General features: G+C 60.4%; 15 protein-coding genes and 1 riboswitch. Of the genes, 6 read left to right on the top strand and 9 right to left on the bottom strand.

Translation table 11 applies throughout. The features are described from left to right. Window positions 1-30: 30 nt before the first annotated feature. Window positions 31-870 carry a pantoate--beta-alanine ligase gene (panC, locus tag EDC30_RS16675; RefSeq protein WP_132259993.1) on the top strand — a complete coding sequence of 280 codons (840 nt, stop codon included), beginning with the start codon at window positions 31-33 and terminating at the stop codon, window positions 868-870. Window positions 871-905: 35 nt separating this feature from the next. Here panC and EDC30_RS16670 read toward each other — a convergent pair whose 3' ends face one another. Next, window positions 906-1,517, bottom strand: coding sequence for a ParA family protein (locus tag EDC30_RS16670; protein ID WP_132259992.1), 612 nt, complete (start codon window positions 1,515-1,517; stop codon window positions 906-908). A gap of 249 nt (window positions 1,518-1,766) precedes the next feature. Between EDC30_RS16670 and EDC30_RS16665 the strand changes: the two genes are divergently transcribed. The 3 genes from EDC30_RS16665 to EDC30_RS16655 are packed head-to-tail and all read left to right on the top strand — an operon-like array spanning window position 1,767 to window position 6,610. Further along, the gene (locus tag EDC30_RS16665) at window positions 1,767-3,104 is read left to right on the top strand and encodes a hypothetical protein (protein ID WP_132259991.1); all 1,338 of its coding nucleotides are present in this window, start codon (window positions 1,767-1,769) and stop codon (window positions 3,102-3,104) included. Next, window positions 3,097-3,777, top strand: a complete 681-nt coding sequence (locus tag EDC30_RS16660; protein ID WP_132259990.1) for a hypothetical protein — start codon at window positions 3,097-3,099, stop codon at window positions 3,775-3,777. The genes EDC30_RS16665 and EDC30_RS16660 overlap by 8 nt, the downstream gene beginning before the upstream one ends. A 10-nt stretch (window positions 3,778-3,787) precedes the next feature. Beyond that, window positions 3,788-6,610, top strand: coding sequence for an ATP-binding protein (locus EDC30_RS16655; RefSeq protein WP_132259989.1), 2,823 nt, complete (start codon window positions 3,788-3,790; stop codon window positions 6,608-6,610). Between the two features lie 64 nt (window positions 6,611-6,674). Here EDC30_RS16655 and EDC30_RS16650 read toward each other — a convergent pair whose 3' ends face one another. From EDC30_RS16650 to EDC30_RS16630, 5 genes are all read right to left on the bottom strand, one after another. Then, window positions 6,675-7,445: an ABC transporter ATP-binding protein gene (locus EDC30_RS16650; RefSeq protein ID WP_132259988.1), complete on the bottom strand. Its 771-nt coding sequence runs from the start codon at window positions 7,443-7,445 to the stop codon at window positions 6,675-6,677. Between the two features lie 258 nt (window positions 7,446-7,703). Beyond that, window positions 7,704-8,432, bottom strand: coding sequence for an ABC transporter ATP-binding protein (locus tag EDC30_RS16645; protein WP_132259987.1), 729 nt, complete (start codon window positions 8,430-8,432; stop codon window positions 7,704-7,706). Then, window positions 8,423-9,409 carry a FecCD family ABC transporter permease gene (locus EDC30_RS16640; RefSeq protein ID WP_132259986.1) on the bottom strand — a complete coding sequence of 329 codons (987 nt, stop codon included), beginning with the start codon at window positions 9,407-9,409 and terminating at the stop codon, window positions 8,423-8,425. The genes EDC30_RS16645 and EDC30_RS16640 overlap by 10 nt, the downstream gene beginning before the upstream one ends. Beyond that, the gene (locus EDC30_RS16635) at window positions 9,397-10,170 is read right to left on the bottom strand and encodes an ABC transporter substrate-binding protein (protein WP_132259985.1); all 774 of its coding nucleotides are present in this window, start codon (window positions 10,168-10,170) and stop codon (window positions 9,397-9,399) included. The genes EDC30_RS16640 and EDC30_RS16635 overlap by 13 nt, the downstream gene beginning before the upstream one ends. Before the next feature lie 63 nt (window positions 10,171-10,233). Continuing rightward, window positions 10,234-12,324 (bottom strand): TonB-dependent receptor family protein, encoded by a 2,091-nt coding sequence (locus EDC30_RS16630; RefSeq protein WP_165973862.1) that lies wholly within the window; start codon window positions 12,322-12,324, stop codon window positions 10,234-10,236. Between the two features lie 146 nt (window positions 12,325-12,470). Next, a riboswitch (cobalamin riboswitch) is annotated at window positions 12,471-12,709 on the bottom strand. 229 nt (window positions 12,710-12,938) lie between these two features. On the opposite strand from EDC30_RS16630, the gene EDC30_RS16625 reads away from it, so the two are divergent. After that, window positions 12,939-13,679 (top strand): protein phosphatase CheZ, encoded by a 741-nt coding sequence (locus EDC30_RS16625; protein ID WP_132259983.1) that lies wholly within the window; start codon window positions 12,939-12,941, stop codon window positions 13,677-13,679. Next, on the top strand, window positions 13,679-15,544 hold the full coding sequence (locus tag EDC30_RS16620) for a chemotaxis protein CheA (protein ID WP_132259982.1): 1,866 nt from the start codon (window positions 13,679-13,681) through the stop codon (window positions 15,542-15,544). The genes EDC30_RS16625 and EDC30_RS16620 overlap by 1 nt, the downstream gene beginning before the upstream one ends. Window positions 15,545-15,660: 116 nt before the next feature. On the opposite strand, the gene EDC30_RS16615 is transcribed toward EDC30_RS16620, so the two are convergent. From EDC30_RS16615 to EDC30_RS16605, 3 genes are all read right to left on the bottom strand, one after another. Next, window positions 15,661-15,852: a hypothetical protein gene (locus EDC30_RS16615; protein WP_132259981.1), complete on the bottom strand. Its 192-nt coding sequence runs from the start codon at window positions 15,850-15,852 to the stop codon at window positions 15,661-15,663. A 175-nt stretch (window positions 15,853-16,027) separates the two neighbouring features. After that, window positions 16,028-16,399 (bottom strand): hypothetical protein, encoded by a 372-nt coding sequence (locus tag EDC30_RS16610; RefSeq protein ID WP_132259980.1) that lies wholly within the window; start codon window positions 16,397-16,399, stop codon window positions 16,028-16,030. A gap of 15 nt (window positions 16,400-16,414) precedes the next feature. Next, a complete protein-coding gene (locus EDC30_RS16605; protein WP_132259979.1) occupies window positions 16,415-17,356 on the bottom strand; it encodes a CysB family HTH-type transcriptional regulator in 942 nt (313 codons plus the stop codon). Between the last annotated feature and the right edge of the window lie 76 nt (window positions 17,357-17,432).

The raw sequence follows: 17,432 nt of genomic DNA, 5'->3' as shown, positions 1-17,432 counted from the left end.
TGGGCAGCCCCGCCTCACCAGGAAGCATCCATGAAAATCGTCTCCTCCATCGAAGAATTGCGCGACCAGTTGCGCGGGCAGCTGCGCACCGCCTTTGTGCCCACCATGGGCAATCTGCATGAAGGCCATTTGTCGCTCATGCGCCTGGCGCGCCGGCATGGCGATCCCGTGGTCGCTTCCATTTTCGTCAACCGCCTGCAATTCGGGCCCAACGAGGATTTCGACAAGTATCCGCGCACCCTGCAGGACGATGCCGAGAAGCTGGAAAAGGAAGGCGTATATGTGCTGTTTGCCCCGACCGAAAAGGATATGTATCCGGAGCCGCAGGAATACCGCGTGCAGCCGCCGGACGGCCTGGGCAATATCCTGGAGGGGGAATTCCGGCCGGGCTTCTTCACGGGCGTAACGACCGTCGTGATGAAGCTGTTTTCCTGCGTGCAGCCGCGTGTCGCGGTGTTCGGCAAGAAGGATTACCAGCAGTTGATGATCGTGCGGAACATGGCGCGCCAGTTCGCTCTGCCGACTGAAATCATCGGCGCCGAGACCTATCGCGCGGAAGATGGCCTGGCGCTGTCCTCGCGCAACGGTTACCTGTCGGCCGACGAGCGTGCAGAAGCGCCGGTGCTGTACCAGACTCTTAACCAGATTGCCGAGGGCGTTCGGACAGGTAACAGGAATGTTGCGCAACTGGAGCAGCAAGCGATGGACAGCCTGGCGCAGCGCCACTGGAAGCCGGATTACGTATCGGTTCGCCGTCGCATCGACTTGCAGGCGCCATCGACAGAAGACCTGGAGAAAAACGAGCCGCTGGTGGTGCTCGCCGCAGCCAAGCTGGGTTCGACCCGTCTGATCGACAATCTGGAAATCTGAGCGGCTCGTCCAAGAGCGCCCTGCGCTTCACGTGCTTACTTCCTGACCCATTCCAGGACAGTTTCCCACTGCTCCAGATCCTTCTCCACCCGCGACGGCGCGGCATCCCAGACTGTAGCGCCCTGCGATGCCAGCTGCACGTAATTCTGCGTGTCGCGCAGGAAGCCCAGCACCGGCAAGCCAAGGTGCCGGACATAGTGAGCCAGCTGGTCGGCCGCGCGCGTACGGCTGTTGACGCGCATGCCGAGCACGCCTACTTCAGCCTTGCCCTTGCGGGCGATGAGTTGTTGCAGGAAGGCTTGCGTGGCCATGATATCGAACATGGAGGGCTGCAGCGGCACGATGACCTTGTCGGCGATCTTCAGCGCTTCATCAAGACGGGTACCGTCGAAACCGGCTGGCGTATCCAGCACCATGTGCGTGGTGCCCCTGGGCGGCCGGGCGACATTGTCGCCACTGACTTCCCAGGCCGCGATGGGCGCGAGATTGGGCGGACGCACCGCCAGCCAGGAGCGCGAGGACTGCTGGACGTCGACGTCACCGAGCATCACCTTGTGGCCGCGGGTGGCGAAATAGCCGGCGAGATTGATGGCGAAGGTGCTTTTTCCAACGCCGCCTTTTGGATTGGCGATGACAAAGACTGGCATGGCTTCCCTGGACTGATGATTACAGCGTCCATCGCTCGTTGGGCGATTCCGCGCTGGCATTTTGCTGAAAATTTTTTGCAAGAATAGCATGAGGTTGGCAAAAAATCTGCCGCCGGATGCCGCCAGCCGATTTTGGATGCGACGGCTCCCGGCCTACGCATGTCCGCCTCAAATATGCAAGTGGCGAATGCCCATCACGGAGCCGCCGGAGCAATTTGTAAATGGGCGACATTGCCTTAAAATGCCCCTATGCAAAATATAACGAACGCTGCCGCCGTACGGATCGACGACGAGCAGCAGGATTCGCTGCAATCCTATTTCAAGCCGAACATCTCTCCCGATGACGTCGAACAGGTATTCCGCCTGAAAAGCGCGCAACCGGTACTGCAAGCCTTTACTGCCCTGTTCCATGGCGGATCGGATGGCGTGCTGGTCCGCCTGCTGGTGCTGCGCGAGCTGGCTGCCGATGTACAGGCCGGGGCGCTGACGCGTGCCGACATCAATACCAAGCTCGGCTATCTTGAGCCGGATAGCCTCGAAACCGTGCTTGCCCGCCTGCGTTCGCACCAGTTGTTGAACTGGGATGCCGCCAACGGCGTCTACCGCATCACGCCGATTGCGCGTAACGTCCTGTCCGCAGTCGACAGCCTCATCGCCCTGTCCGAGGAAGAAAACAAGGCCGACATGGGCTTTCTGCTGTCGCAGGTGGCCGGCTCGCAGGCGGTAGGCGGCATCACCGCCGACCAGCTGCACCACCTGTTGGGCCGCATGGTCGACCTCACCGAAGAATTCCGCGATGCCATCGCCTCGGGTTCTGAATTCCGCCTGCGCGCGGCCCAGGAAAAATGGAACACCGCCTGCGACTGGGTGGACAAGGGCTCGCAAATCCTGCAATCCATTACCAGCGATCCGGAGGCCGACGGCGCCACCCATCGCGCTGCCCAGGCGATCGGCCTCGCGCAAAGCGCCCTGCTCAACATGCAGGGCATGTTCTCCAGGGCGCTGAATCAGATCGAGCGCCAGCGCGTGCATCTGGGCCAGTCGGGCCTGACGACCACGGATATCAAGACCTGGCTGATGCAGCATGAGGACCTGGCTGGCCTGGCACGCGGCGCCATTGCCCTGCCCGTGACGCCGATGTTCATCACGCCTTCCGAAATGATCGACGTGGCCGAGACCGAACTCCTGGCAGACAAAAACAGCACGCCTCGCTTCGAATTGCCGGCCGGTGAAAATGCCCACGTTACCGAGAGCCAGGTGAACTCGACATCGCTGGAGCTGAATGAATGGCTCAACCGCCTGACCTCCCTTGTCGCCGACGTGAAGGAAGCGGCGCCGGTGCACGACTCGCTTCTGCCTGCGCCGTTCGCGGTGGCTTCGTATCGCGCATCGATGCTGCCGCTGCTGGGCGATGAAAGCGAAGCGGCACTGCAAGGCGGGACCGCCGCGATGGCGCGCTTGCCGCTGGAATTTGCCACGCAGGACGACATGGTGCAGCTGGACGATCCGCACGTCGCCGCCATCTCGACCGCAACACTCACGCCCCTGGCGTCGAAAACCGAACAAGACGAGCAACAACATGACTGATGACGCACAAATCCTGATCGCGCAGCTGCTGACGCATCAAACCCTGGCGCGAGAAAACAAGCTGGTCAAGCGCGCGCTGACAGATGAAACCTTCCGCCAGGAAGTCGATAACCGTCTGGCTGCCTGCGGCATGAAATTTCTCGACAATGTCTATGCCGACAATGTCACCCTGGCGCTGACGCGTGAAATCGAGCCCAAGATCTTCGGTTCGCGCGAAGTCTGGCAAAACAATAACCTGGGCCTTGCGCGCGACGGCGTGGCGCTGTTGGTGGTTCTATGGGCATTGATCATCCTGCCCAAGCGCGAACGCCAGGAAGCCCACCAGGCCGCGCTGGAAGATCAGGAAGACATGTTTGGCAAGGACAAACCGATGCCGCGCGCCGAAGATGCCTCGATGGGCATTTCCTACCGTGCGCTCTTGGCCGATTTCGGCGACAAGCTCGGCAAGAAAACGCGCATGGACATGAACCTCGGCCAGCTGTCCAAGCTCGGCTTTATCGAACGGCGCGGCGACATGATCATGGAAGGGCCGCTGCTCGACCTGATGATGGATACCGATGCTCTCAAGGACCGTATCGTCAACGGTGCGCTGTCGGATATCTTCCATCGCCCGCTACCGAAGGAAGCGGAAGTCATCGCCTTCCCGCAAGCTGCAGAACAAGACCAGGAATAAGGACCCGCTCATGTTTCATATCAAATCCCTGGAGATGGTCCACTGGGACTACTGGCAGCGCGTCAAGAACATTCCGCTCGATGCCAAGATCATCACCATCGCCGGCCAGAACGGCTCCGGCAAGACCACGCTGCTCGACGCCTTGCGCACGCTGTTCGGCCTGGATTGCTCGATGGGGCGCTCGTACAAGCATTATGCGCGTCATGCCGGCCAGCAGATTTCCTGGCTGCGCGCAGTGGTCGACAACCGCGCGGTTGGCCGCCAGCTGTCGAACCGGCCATTCCGCGGTTCCGGTTTTTTCAGCGAGGATGAAGTCACGCTGTTTTGCCAGATCCAGAAGAATGGCGGCGACTGGAAGCGCCAGTACCTGATGCGCGGCGGCGTCGTCGATATCGAGGAAGTGCAGGATGCCAGCGATTGGCTGGGCCTGGACGCCTATCGCAAGCGCCTGGCCGGCGCAGGTCTGTCGCAAGCAATGGCCAAAGTGCTAGCGCTGGAACAGGGTGAGACCGACAAATTGTGCGAATACGCGCCGCGCCAGTTGCTGGATCTGGTTTTCCAGGTTTTCGGCGACAAGGAAGTGCTGGATGCGTACGACGAAGCCAAGAAGCATCAACGCGACACGGAAACGGAGTTGCAACGCTTCGAGGCGGAACTGGAATCGGCGCAGACGAACCAGGAGCGCTTGCGCCTGCGCGCGGCCAATTTCCACCAGTGGGAAGGCCTGGTGAAGGAACAGCGCGACTTGCAGGAAGAAATTTTGCCGACGCTGCAGTATCACGAGATTCGCGAAAAGGCGGCAGTGACCAGCGCCGCCCTGCGCGAGACACGGGCAACGCTGTCGAATCAGGATGCGCAATTGTCGGACAAGCGTGCCGAAGTGGCACAGCGTGCCGCCGCGGTGAGCGCCGCGCATCAGCAGGAAACCGCGCTGGAAGAAGAAAAAGCGGTGCTGGAACAGCGCCTGAACGATATCAATGCCAAGCTCAAGCCGCTGGAAAGCATGCTTGAACAAAAAGCCCGCCTGCAGAAACTGGCGGCGGATGCCGGCGCCGACATTGCCGATGTCGCGACAGAGCTGGAGCAGAAAGAAGCCGAGTACATGCGGCTGCGCCAGGAGCGCGATGCCTTGGCTTCACGCATTGCCGCCGACCGCTCGGCAATCGCGGCGCTGGAAAGCAAGTCCGCCCTGCCCGATCCGGAAAACGTGCGTTCGATGCGCCGCGCGCTGGACGATGCCAAGATCGAGCACGTCATGCTGCCGGATATCGTCGAAGTCACCGACTCGCGCTGGCAAGGCGCGGTCGAAGGCGTCTTGCGCGGCTATACCTCGGTGGTCCTGCTGGCCAGTGCACGCGACACGGCAGGCGCGTATCGCATCGCGGAAAAGGAACGCTACGGCCACTTCATTGTTGCCGACCGCGTGAAAGCGCCTGAAGTCAAGGACAAGAGCCTGCTGTCGGCGGTGCGTTTTACCGCGCCGGCACCGGGCTGGCTGATCGAACAGCTGGCGCGCATCACGCGCGTGGATTCGGTGGAAGCCGGCGCGAAGCTGTCGAACAACGAAGAATGGATCACGCCGGAAGCCTATCATCGCGAGCGTCGCGGTGGCCGCTCGCTGTTTGTCGAGCCGTCGCGCTACCGCTTCGGCGATGCCGGCCGTATGCTGCGCCTCGCCGCATTGCAGGCATCGCTGCCAAAATTGGAAGCGCAGGAAGATCAGCTGACCCTAAAAATCGGCAAGCTGGCCGGCGAAGTGAGTGCACTGAAAGCACGCATTGCCGGCGTCGACGCAGCCAAGGAGCTGGTCGCACGCCAGGCTGAATTCGAGGAAGCCGAGCGCAATGCCGCACCGTTGAAAGCGGCACGCATGGAAGTCGGCAGCCGCCTGGGAGAGCTATTCCCGTTGACCAAGAAGGCCACCGAGGAACGCACGCTGGCCGACAACAACTGGCAGTACGCCAAGCGCGCGCTAGCCGACGCCGACTCGCATGTCCGCACCGCAAACAAGCGCTACGAGGAGGAGCGCGCCGGTCATGCCGGCAAGCTGGTCGAGTTGCGCAAGACCTGGCGCCATTTGCCGCATTCCTGGCGCAATCCGGCACGCCGCCAGGCGCTGGTGGAAGAACACCAGAATGCGCATCAGGTCGAACTCCGCCTGAAGCATCTCGCTGTCGATCTGGCGCGTGACGACTGGGAAACCGATTCGACCGTGGTCGACCAGTACGTGCGCCTGTCGAGTCTTCTGCAAGGCCGCCAGGCTGAGACCGAGGAGCGCCGCTACCAGAACAATCGGGCCATCGAAGCCACTGCCAATGCCCGTGGTGCCTACATCGAGCGACTGCGTTACACCATCAAGACCTACAGCCGCAACATCAAGGAGCTGGGTGAACTGGCCGGCATCGAAGTCCATACCGATCCGGTGCGCCTGGAAAACGATGACTTGCTGCTGGCGCAGGCAGGCTTGCACGTGCGCTTCAAGTTCGATGGCAAGGGACCGATCGGCCTGAACGATGGCGAGGCATCCGGCGGCCAGCAGGTGATGAAGTCGCTGATCCTGCTGATCGGCTTGCTGAAGTCGGATGAAGGTTCCGGCGGCTTCGTGTTCATCGACGAACCGTTTGCCCACCTGGATATCCGCAACATTCAGCTGGTTGGCGAGTTCCTCAAGAACACTGATGCACAGTATCTGATGACCACGCCGCTGACGCACAATACCGATGTCTACGATCCGTCGGAATTGACGCTCATCACCAGCAAGAAGAAAAAGGATACGCATTGGGCGCAGCCGATCTTCGTACTGCAACGGCGACGCGATGCGGAAGCGGCTTGATTCGGGGCGGGACCTCAGCGCCCCCCATGTCAACCGCAACGCTTCGTGTGACAGGTAGTGTTGATCAGTAAGGAATGAAACTGCGCGCGCTGCCGCTGACCTTCAACTCGAAGCGGCAATCGAAGGCTTGCTGCAGTATGTCGACCGTCAGCACGTCATCCGCTGTTCCGAGCCAGTGCCGCCCTTCTGCCAGCACCAGCACATGGGTGGCAAAGCGTGCCGCCAGGTCGATATCGTGACAAGCCGATATCACCGTATGCTTGCTGGCTAGTTCACGGATGAATCGCATCATCGCCAGTTGTTGCGACGCATCCTGATGCGCAACCGGTTCGTCCAGCAGCATCAATGCCGGATCCTGAACCAGCAGCGTTGCCAATGCCACACGTTGCCGCTCGCCCGCCGAGAGCGTCGACACATCCATGTCCGCCTTGTGCGTCAGGCCCACAGACGCCAGCGCGGCGTGCGCCACGGCGTGATTCACACTGTTGCCCGAGCCAATAACATCGGGATCAGGAAAGCGACCGCTCAATACGGTTGCCAGCACCTTGCAGGAACAGTGATCGACCTGCTGTTGCGGCATAAGGCCGTGCTTCAACGCCAGTTCTTGCGCCGGCCATTCAGCCAGCGGCACGCCGTCCAGCAAGACCCTGCCGGATTCCAATGGAAGCAGACCGCCCAGCGCATACAGCAGGCTGCTTTTGCCGACACCGTTTTGCCCGAGGATGCACCAGAATTCGCCCCGCTTGACTTGCCAGTTCAGGCAGTCGACCAGCCGGTGGCCGTCCGGCGCCAGCGCCAGATTTTCCGTACTCAATTCAATGCCTGTGATACTCATACTTTCCCTATCCTTGCAACTTCAGGAATGCCGACATGTCGCCTGCAGAAGCAACGACACCGGCCATCAATTGTAGCGGGACCGTCCGGCTAGCCGTCGCACTTGAGGAACGACGCTTTCATAAAACCCTGTGCCGGACGATGCCCAGGATTAGCGTGAAAAAGAAGTTGCACATCATGCTGCACAGCCCGGGCAATAGCAAATGAAACGGTAGCGAAGCTTATCTTGAACCCTGCCGAGCCTCATGGATGAGGAACTTTATCTTGGCGAAACCACCGGCGGACTTGCCTGCAGGTCGACGTGGACGGGAATCCTGAACACTTCCGAGAGATTGGCATCCGTCAGGACCTTATCCGGCGTCCCCCATGCATGCACACGGCCATGATGCAGGAGGCAAAGCTTGTCGCAATAACGCGCTGCCAGTGCAAGATCGTGGATCGCCAGGATCACGCCTTGGCCTGCATTCGCGTACAGCCTCAATACCTCCATCACGCTGCGCTGATAATACAGGTCGAGGCTGGCGATCGGCTCGTCGGCCAGCAGCAGTTTTGGGTGCCCCGCCAGCACCCGTGCAAGCCAGACGCGCGCGCGTTCGCCGCCGGAAAGCTGGTCCACCTTTCGGCCCAGCAGTTCATTCACCCCAGCCTGATTGACGGCGACGCGAATCGCCTCCGCATCCTGATCGCCCCAGGGCAAGCGCCCGAGCGCCACGACGTCTTCCACGTTCAGCGACCAGGCGCTTTCTCCGGACTGCGGCAACAGGCCAATGCCTTGAGCCCGCTGGCGCGGCGACATGGCATCGACTGCATGTCCGTCGAAATCGATTTCGCCCCGATAGTCGAGAATGCCGGCCAGGCTTTTGAGCAAGGTCGATTTGCCCGCGCCATTGGGACCGATCACGCCCAGCATGTCGCCGCGCTCCAGTGCAAACGATACATCGGCGATGCGCTCGCCGACATGCAGGTTGCGCACGCTGATCAAAGCCATCGTTTGCGATCCTTCCATACCAGCCAGATGAAAAACGGCGCGCCGATCAGGGAAGTCAGCACGCCAAGCTTGATTTCCTGGCCTGCCGGCAGCAGTCGCACGACGATATCGGCAAGGCAGACCAAAGCAGCGCCAGCCAGCGCGGAAGGCAGCAGCAGGCGGTCGGGACGATGGCCGACCAGGGGACGCATCAAATGCGGCACCAGCAATCCGACAAAACCGATGCTCCCCGCGACCGCCACCGATGCTCCGACCAGAAGCGCGGCGCCGAGGACGACCAGCCTGCTGCCGTTCGTAGTCGACAAGCCCATGCTTGCCGCCACTTCTTCGCCGAGGCTCAGGCCATACAGCAGCCGCCGCTGGCTCCAGATCAGCAAGCCTCCGGCCAGCAGCGCCGGCGCCAATAGAAGCAGCTGATCCAGTCCGCGCTCGGCCACAGAACCGAGCAGCCAAAATACCAGCTCCTGCATGGCGAAGGGATTCGGCGCGAAGTTCAGCACCGCCGCCAGGGCCGCCCCGGTCAATGTAGAGATGGCGAGCCCGGCCATGATGACCATCGAAGGCCGGGAAGACCCTGCCAGACCAAGCATCAGACCGAGCGCGACAGCCGCCCCCGCCAGGCCGGCTAGCGCCGGTGCGGCAGCGCCCGCAGCCGGAAACAGGCCAAAATAGAAAACGGCGGCGGCGCCGAGCGCAGCGCCCTGGCTGGCGCCTGTCAGGCCCGGATCAGCCAGCGGGTTGCGCAACAGCCCCTGCAAGGCCGCGCCGCTCATGCCGAGCGCCGCACCGACCGCGATCGCCAGCAGCGTACGCGGCAGCCGGATCTCGCCGACGATAATGGCGGCCGCGCTCTGCTGCCCCGTTATCCAGTCGAACAGCCCGGACAGTACCGGCACTGGCGCGGAACCGGTAAGCAGAGAAATCCCTGCCACCAGCATCAGCAACAACAGCAATAAAGGAGTGATCAGTTTAGCCATGCATTCAACTGCCGGATCAGGTCCCACGTCCATGGACCGGGACATTGCCAGCGCCAGTATTCCGTCGTAAGCCAGCGCTCCGGGGGCACCGCGTGTTTCAGGACCGGATGCTGCGCGAACTGGTTGGCCAGCGCATTTCCCTCGGAACCAGTCCACAGGATGGCTTCCGGCGGGTCAAGTACGATCGTCTCCAGGTCCAGGCGAATCTGTCCTTCTTCGGGCAGGTAATTCGACCAGCCGGCACGCTCCAGGATATCGTTTTCAAAACTGTTTCGCCCCGTGCCGATGCCATTAGGGCCTAACAGCAGCAAGCGCTTGCGGCGAACAGGCGTGCCGGTTGCGGCTATGGGCACACTGGCCCTGGCGGCAGGCAGCCCGAGCAAATCCAGCAAGCGCTTTTCATAAGTGACGATTTGATCCAGGCTTTTCGGCAGCGGCAGAATCTCGACGCGCACGCCAAGGGCCTGCAGCCGGCTGCGCAACAACAATGCATTGTATTCGCCGGTGATGACCAGATCCGGCTTCAACTGCAGAATCTGCTCCAGCGATCCGTCATGAATAGGCCAGCCGCCATCCTGCCACGGGGCCGGATATTGACGGCTCAGCGGCGACAATGCCGCGATCTCCGCGCGCTTGCCATGCGTCGTCAGCATCCAGTCCGTGCACAAGTCCAGCGACACCACGCGCCTGACCGGTTCGGCAAGGCCCGGCGGCAGATATGCCAGCATGCTTAGAAAAAAAACGATCGCCAGTTTCTTCATTATCCGGATTCCCCCTTGCGACACCGGGCTGCGTTGGGCAAGCCGGCGCCGCGGGGAATGCTATTAAAAGCGGTACTCCGCGCTCACATAGGCGTTACGCCGATCTTCCGGGTAGGCATTGAAACGCGAAGGCGTGGCAGAGATATTCGCCACTGCGTAGGTATAGTACGCCTTGTCGAACAGGTTGTTGATACCGGCTGCAATGCGCCAGGCGCCAATGTCATGACTGATCTTGACATCGCTGATCGTATAGCTGGGCATGCGCAGGAAATTATTGGCCTGGTCATTGTCGTAGCGCTGGCTGCCGACATAGGTGAAGTTGTAGGTCAGGCGCGTCGCAGCGGTCGCTTGCCACCCCAGGTTGAGGCTGAGGCGATCTTTCGGCACCAGCGGCACATCCTTGCCTGCCAGGTCGACATTGAACGGCGTGAAACCAAGATCGCCATCGAAACCGGTGTATGTGCCGGAACGGAAGCGCGCCTGGGTATGGGCATATTGCACCGCCAGATCGAGCGATTTGGCGACCGAGAACCGGCCTTCGATTTCCAGTCCGCGCCGCCTTGTCGGCGAGAGGTTCGTGTTAATGCCGGTGTAAGGCTCGTAATGGATCTCGTCGTCGATATCCATGTCGAACAATCCGATACGCAGGCTAGCGTCTTTCGCGCGCCATTGCATGCCCACTTCGCGCTCGCCGGAGCGTTGCGGCTTGAGCAAGGTGAGGTTACACGGCGCGAACAGGCAACGGTTTTCGTCGATGGTCGCCAGGCGGAAGCTGCGGCCAGCCCGACCATAGGCGGAGTAGCCTGCGCCAAGATCCTGCTGCAGGGCGATCTCATGCGCATTGAGGCGAGGCTCCGTGGTAGTACGCGGGCGCGGCGTCAGGTTATCCTGGTCGCTCTGGCTCACTTTCTCGCGCCGCACGCCAAGGCTCAGACGGGTGCCGGACCCGAACAGCAATTCGTCGCGGACATACACGGCGCGGTTCTGCTGGCTGCCGACCTGGTCCTGGCTGGACAGGAACCCGGTGCCGACCGTCTTGTTGGAGTAGGACCACTCGCTCCAGTCGAGACCGAAGGTCAGCTTGTTATTGAGGCTGGCCGTGCCGGCTTCCCACAACAGGCGCGGCGAGAAGGAAGTGACTTCCACGTCGGTGTTCGCGCTGCTGGTCCCGGCGCCGGCAATCGAGCCGAATGACATGCCTTTCTTTTCGCGCTGCACGATATCTCCTGCCAGCGTCACGGCGCCCAGGCGCTTTTCTCCGCGCAAAGACAGCAGGTGGCTCTCGCTGTTGATATAGTCATCCGGCGTGATAGTGCCGCGCGGATCCGTGACAAGCTGCGCCTGGGTACGGATACCCGGCAGCCGCGATTTCTGATCGTCCGCGCTGAAATTGACAGCGACGAATTCATCACGCCCGCCAAAGCGTAGTTCGCCGCTTGCAGTATTGAATCGAGCCCGGCTATTGGCACGGTAACCATCCTTCTCGTAATGCTGAGCGTTCAGCCTTACCCCTTTGTTGCCGTCGCCAACCTGCACGCCGGCACGCAGATCCCGCAAGCCGTAGCTCCCCGCCAGCACCTGGCCATTGCCACTTACTCCTTTCTGTATGGGAGAACGAGTAATGATATTGATCGTGCCGCCGGTAGCGCCCGCGCCATACAGGACGGCGCCGGCCCCGCGCAGAATTTCAATGCGTTCGATCGAATCGACCGGGATCGAGGAAATGCGCGCGGCCGTCCCTTCATTCTCGGAAAGACGCTGGCCGTTGACCAGCACCAGCGTATTCTGGCTGGCAGTCACGCCGAAGCCGCGCAGATCCAGCGGCGCATCAGGCAAGCCGGTCAGACTGTTGCGGGTATGGACGCCGCCGATTTTGCTCAGGACTTCGACCAGCGTGGTCGCCGAACTGTTGCGGATGTCGTCGGCCGTCAGCACCTGGGCCGCAATCGGGAATTCCGCAGCCTGCGACTCGAAGCGCGTGGCGGTGACCACTACCGGAGCCATGGATTGCTGGGCATGCAACTCATTGGCAAACAAGAGCGGCACCAGCGTCGCCAACGCCTTCAGGCGGCGCGATGCGGATGAGGACTGGGAATGAGCGCGGGCGAGTCGGTTCCGGGGGAAAGTAACCGGACCGGTATAACAAATTGTCATGATATTGAATGAAAAAAGCTCTCCGGCCAGCCTCCCCGCGGGCCGGATTCCACAAAAGACAGAAACGGGATGGAAATCGCCATACCAAAGGCGGACGCGCCAATGACAGGCACGTCGATCCATGTTCGCGAAATTCCCCGTTCGCAGCACTTTCACCTGTTCTGGCCGGTATCCGGGCTGACAAGACAGACCGCTTCACCTTCCCATGCCTGACGGCACAGTGGCTATGTAGAGCGGCCGGTACGGCAATGCCGTACGCTTGCTTACCGTTGCGGGGGCAGCACACGTTGACTACGGTCCTGTAGAAAAGCGGACCGGAGTTCCATGTTTCCCGTTTAACTACGCGTTGGAATAACGCGTGGGCACCAGAACCGCAGGAGTGTACGACGCCCGACGCAGGCTAGTCAAATCAGCAAGAATGAGGCTGCCGCTTGCACATTTGCGACGGATTCGCGAATCCGTTGCCCATCGTGGGAAATTCTTCGGTATTATTGCTAACAATCAATAATATCCGCCGTCTTGCTGTGTTGTCCTGTTCCTTTACGTAAAGTCCAGGACGTGATCGATTATCGCTGGCACCGACGGCATGCCCATTCACTGGAGATGTACTGGCTATGACTGACGACCTTGACGCACTGTTTGAAGAAGTGTCGGCGCAACGCGCGCAGACTGCCGCCGAGGCGCAGGCAGGACAGGCAGCCCCTGCTCCGGCCGCCGAGGACAAGGTAGCCGCGGACATCGCCTACGATAGCCAGAACAAGCAGGATAAGCCGATGTACGAGCGCCTGGGCGGCATCGTGCGCCTGCTGCACGACTCCTTGCGCGAACTCGGTTACGACCGCACGCTCTCCGACGCCGCCAGCCAAATCACCGATGCCCAGAGCCGCCTGGAACATATCGCTTCGCTCACCGAACAGGCAGCCAACCGCGTGCTGAACACCATCGACCAGGGCATTCCCGAGCAGGAAGTTGTATTGAAAAACGCCCTGGACATGGACAGCCGCTGGAACCAGCTCTTCGAAGGCAATATGAGTGTCGAGGAGTTCCGCCTGCTGGCTACAGACTCGAAGGAGTTTGCACAAAAAGTCGCTGCTGCGACCGAAACCGAAAAGGCGCGCCTGCTCGATATCATGATGGCGCAGGATTTCCAGGACATTACCGGCCAGCTGATCAAGAAAATCGTCGGCATCACGCAAAAGGTGGAAAACGAACTGGCGCAGCTATTGCTGGACAACGCCCCGCCGGAAGTGGTGCAAACGCTCAAGGAAAGCCCGGAATCGCTGATGCAGGGCCCGTCCCAGAATGCGCTGGGGCAGGACGATGTCGATAGCCTGCTGGAAGGTCTCGGCTTCTAATGGACGAGATGCTCAAGGAATTCGTCGTCGAGGCGCTCGACCTCGCGACGAACGTCGAAGAACACCTGCTGAGTCTGGAAAAGAACCCGGATGATGCGAACACGCTCAACGCGCTGTTCCGCTCCTTCCACACCATCAAGGGTGGCGCCGGTTTCATGAACCTGCAGGCGATGGTGTCCGCCTGCCACCTGACGGAAAACCTGTTCGACGGCCTGCGCACCGGCAAGGTGCCGGTCACGCCGCTGGCGATCGAAGCGGCGCTGCAGGCCAGCGGTTTCGTTGCCGACCAGTTGAATGAACTCTCCGATGGCACCGATCCGTCCGCATTGGCAGCAATGCCGGACGAACTCAAGGATTTGCTGAACCAGGCGATTGAAGGCAAGACAGAAGCCGTGCCAGCGGGCGCCGCCAGTGCTGCCGTAGCGCTTGATGCCGCCGCGCCGCAGGCTGCCGAACCGGCAATCGGCGCCGCCGGCACAGCCGACGGCCTGGATTGGGAAGCGCTGTATTACGCCGTGGTTCCCGCCGAGCTGGCGCCGCCGCGACCGGCCGCTAGCACGGCAACCGGCGGGAATAATGCCAACTCTGGCGCCAAGGCTGCCGCCACCGATGCGCCAGCCGCCGCGGCCGGGCGTGCCAAGCCGGCTGGCGACAAAGAGGCCAAGGCGACGTCCGGCTCCGCAAAGGATGAGAGCATCCGCATCGACGCCGTCAAGCTTGACGCCTTGCTGGAAGTCGCGGGTGAATCGGTGCAGGCTGCCAACCAGGCCAGCGTACTGCTCGAAAAACTCATGCAATTCAAGTTCGATGGCGCTGCCGCGACGCTGATGAGCACCCTGGCCGAAACCCTGGGCCGCGCCTCGCGTTACTCGACCGAGTTGCAGCGCGCCACCCTGTCGACCCGCATGCAGCCGGTCGGCCGCCTGTTCCAGAAATTCCCGCGCATGGTGCGTGAACTGGCGCGTGACCTCGGCAAGGAAGTCGATCTGACCATCGAAGGCGCGGAAACCGAGGTGGATCGCGTGGTGGTGGACAGTCTCTATGATCCGCTGGTGCACATGCTTCGCAATTCTCTCGATCATGGCATTGAAAATGCCGCCGACAGGGTCGCCGCCGGCAAGCCAGCCAGGGCCACGATTTTCCTGCGCGCCTGGCAGCAAGCCAACAGCGTCATGATCCAGGTCGCCGACGACGGCAAGGGCATGGACCCGCAAGTCATCCGCAGCAAGGCGCTGTCCAAGGGATTGATCTCCGATGCGATGGCCCAGACTCAGGAAGAAGCCTTGCAACTGATTTTCCTGCCCGGCTTCTCCACCAAGGAAGTGGCGTCCAGCGTCTCGGGGCGTGGCGTCGGCATGGATGTGGTGAAAACCGCCGTGGAAAAACACCGCGGCACCATCACCATCGAATCCACCCTCGGCGCGGGCACCTGCTTCTCGATCCGCCTGCCGATTGAACTGTCGATCGTGCCGACCATGCTGGTGCGCACCTCCGGCGCGGCGCTGGCGATGCCGATGAGCGTGGTCGAGCGTGTCGTCCAGCTTCCGGAAGAATTCGAGGCGGTCGGCGGCGCGCCAGTCATGCGCGACCAGGGCCGGCCGCTGCCGGTACGCTCGCTCGGCCAGACCTTGGGTTATGAACAGTCGGAAGAACGCATCGGCATCGTGATCGCCGCGCCACAGCCCTATATCCTGGCAGTGGATAAAGTCGAAGGTACGGCGGAAATGGTGATCAAGCCGCTGACGGCGATGATCGTCGCCGGCATTACCGGCACGGCGCGTTCAGCCGAAGGCGAACTGGTGCTGGTGCTCGATCTTTCCTTCCTGATGGATGGCTGCCGGGCGGCGGCACGTTTGGCTGCCTGATCTGTTCTTCCAATCTTTGGCCAAGTCAACAGCAAGCCGGCAAAAACAAAAAGGCGCTTCCGAACCCGGTAGCGCCTTTTTTCATGGCCGGATATAAAGCGGCCAACCAATCAACATTAATTACAAGTCTTCGGCTTATCGAACGATCCGCCGATTTCGCGGATCCACTGCCCAACCCTTTCCGGGAAAGGCTTGCTCATGTCATGCGCTACGGCACCATAACGATCGGTGTGGATGCAGATCTTGGGATAATAGGTCTCCAGTTCCTGTTTCCAACGTTTAAATGTTACGTGCGGCAATTTGGTCATAGCGTTTCCTTCCATTCAATTTACTGATGCACTGCTTGCTGCTAAATCATCTAACGCACCAGTTATCAAATCGGTTGAATCGCCAAACAAAAAATTTACCAATTAATTTCTTATAACGATATAAAGAATTAATTGAAGCTTTCTGAACAGAACGAAGTACGGGGAAGATACCAAATCATTCACAATAAAGAGCGTAAATCGGGTCATCTTTCAATGACACGCGGCGCTCTGCATAGTTGAGCTCCGCCAATTTAGCGTGCCAGTCCGACTGACTTTCCCAAAATGCGCCAAGTGGCGACTGCAGGAACGCTAGATGCAAGGGGACGTCTTCAACCAGCATCAAATGCAGATCCAGGCTGTCGAGCATGGTGAGGACCTCGCGCGCTACCGAATCTTCACCATCCCAGTCGTCATAATCAGCCTGCCCAGCCTGAAAGCGATGACTTGCCCAGTCCCAGAGCTGCTGGGTCGTCAGCTCGCCCGCCTGCCACGATTGCAGCATGCGGATCAGCTCGCCGCGCGTCACATAGTTATCGTCATTGGCCACGATTTGGCTGTCCGTCTAGAGTTCGTAGGTTTCTTTTTCGCCGCTCATCGCCCGCTCGATCATTTTCCGGTTGAGCACGGGAGCCAGCAATTCGATGAAGGTATAGACATAACCGCGCAGGTAAGCGCCCTGCTTCATCGCCACGCGCGACACATTCGTGCCGAACAAGTGGCCGGCCGGGATCGCCCGCAAATTGCGGTCACGTTCCGGGTCGAATGCCATGCCTGCCACGATGCCGACGCCCATGTTCAATTCCACGTAAGTCTTGATGACATCGGCATCGATGGCTTCCAGCAGGATATCGGGCTTCAGGTTGCGTACGGCAAAGGCATGATCGATCTTGTTACGCCCGGTAAATGCGCTGTCGTAGGTAATGATGGGATAGCCGGCGAGTTCTTCCAGGGTGATTTCATCGGAATTCAATAGCGGGTGATCCTGCGGAACGACGACAATGTGCTCCCACTGGTAGCATGGCAAGGTAACCAAACCTTCATGGTTGGCAATCGCTTCGGTGGCGATGGCGATATCGGCCTGGTCCTTCAGCACCATTTCCGAAATCTGCTTCGGATTCCCCTGAATTAAAGACAGCCTTACCTTGGGATATTTCTGTGTAAAGGCTTGCACCACCTTCGGCAAGGTATAGCGAGCCTGCGTATGGGTCGTGGCAATGGTGAAGCTGCCGCTGTCCTGGGCGGCGAACTCCTTGCCGATCTGCTTCAGGCCATCGATTTCCTGCATGATCAGTTCGACCGACTTCAGCACTGCCCGCCCGGGTTCGGTCAAACCGCGAATGCGCTTGCCATGGCGGGAAAAAATATCGATGCCCAGCTCCTCTTCCAGCTCGATGATGGCCTTGGACACGCCTGGTTGCGAGGTATACAGGGCCTTGGCAGCCTCGGTGAGGTTGAAATTCTGGCGAACCGCTTCGCGTACGAACCGCAATTGGTGAAGATTCATGGGACTCCCACTTTCTGCCTGTGCATTTATGCATTTGTATATGCCAAATTCACATATAAGCAAATAAATACTATGT

The sequence above is a fragment of the Paucimonas lemoignei genome (assembly GCF_004342585.1).
GTDB classification, from domain to species: Bacteria; Pseudomonadota; Gammaproteobacteria; order Burkholderiales; family Burkholderiaceae_D; genus Paucimonas; species Paucimonas lemoignei.
The sequence above is the reverse complement of the archived record's forward strand: the minus strand, read 5'-3'. Positions and strand labels throughout refer to the sequence as shown.

Excerpts from the sequence above, each read along its gene's own strand:
- panC (WP_132259993.1), top strand. The coding sequence starts at position 31 with ATGAAAATCGTCTCCTCCATCGAAGAATTGCGCGACCAGTTGCGCGGG.
- EDC30_RS16670 (WP_132259992.1), bottom strand. The coding sequence starts at position 1,517 with ATGCCAGTCTTTGTCATCGCCAATCCAAAAGGCGGCGTTGGAAAAAGC.
- EDC30_RS16665 (WP_132259991.1), top strand. The coding sequence starts at position 1,767 with ATGCAAAATATAACGAACGCTGCCGCCGTACGGATCGACGACGAGCAG.
- EDC30_RS16660 (WP_132259990.1), top strand. The coding sequence starts at position 3,097 with ATGACTGATGACGCACAAATCCTGATCGCGCAGCTGCTGACGCATCAA.
- EDC30_RS16655 (WP_132259989.1), top strand. The coding sequence starts at position 3,788 with ATGTTTCATATCAAATCCCTGGAGATGGTCCACTGGGACTACTGGCAG.
- EDC30_RS16650 (WP_132259988.1), bottom strand. The coding sequence starts at position 7,445 with ATGAGTATCACAGGCATTGAATTGAGTACGGAAAATCTGGCGCTGGCG.
- EDC30_RS16645 (WP_132259987.1), bottom strand. The coding sequence starts at position 8,432 with ATGGCTTTGATCAGCGTGCGCAACCTGCATGTCGGCGAGCGCATCGCC.
- EDC30_RS16640 (WP_132259986.1), bottom strand. The coding sequence starts at position 9,409 with ATGGCTAAACTGATCACTCCTTTATTGCTGTTGTTGCTGATGCTGGTG.
- EDC30_RS16635 (WP_132259985.1), bottom strand. The coding sequence starts at position 10,170 with ATGAAGAAACTGGCGATCGTTTTTTTTCTAAGCATGCTGGCATATCTG.
- EDC30_RS16630 (WP_165973862.1), bottom strand. The coding sequence starts at position 12,324 with ATGACAATTTGTTATACCGGTCCGGTTACTTTCCCCCGGAACCGACTC.
- EDC30_RS16625 (WP_132259983.1), top strand. The coding sequence starts at position 12,939 with ATGACTGACGACCTTGACGCACTGTTTGAAGAAGTGTCGGCGCAACGC.
- EDC30_RS16620 (WP_132259982.1), top strand. The coding sequence starts at position 13,679 with ATGGACGAGATGCTCAAGGAATTCGTCGTCGAGGCGCTCGACCTCGCG.
- EDC30_RS16615 (WP_132259981.1), bottom strand. The coding sequence starts at position 15,852 with ATGACCAAATTGCCGCACGTAACATTTAAACGTTGGAAACAGGAACTG.
- EDC30_RS16605 (WP_132259979.1), bottom strand. The coding sequence starts at position 17,356 with ATGAATCTTCACCAATTGCGGTTCGTACGCGAAGCGGTTCGCCAGAAT.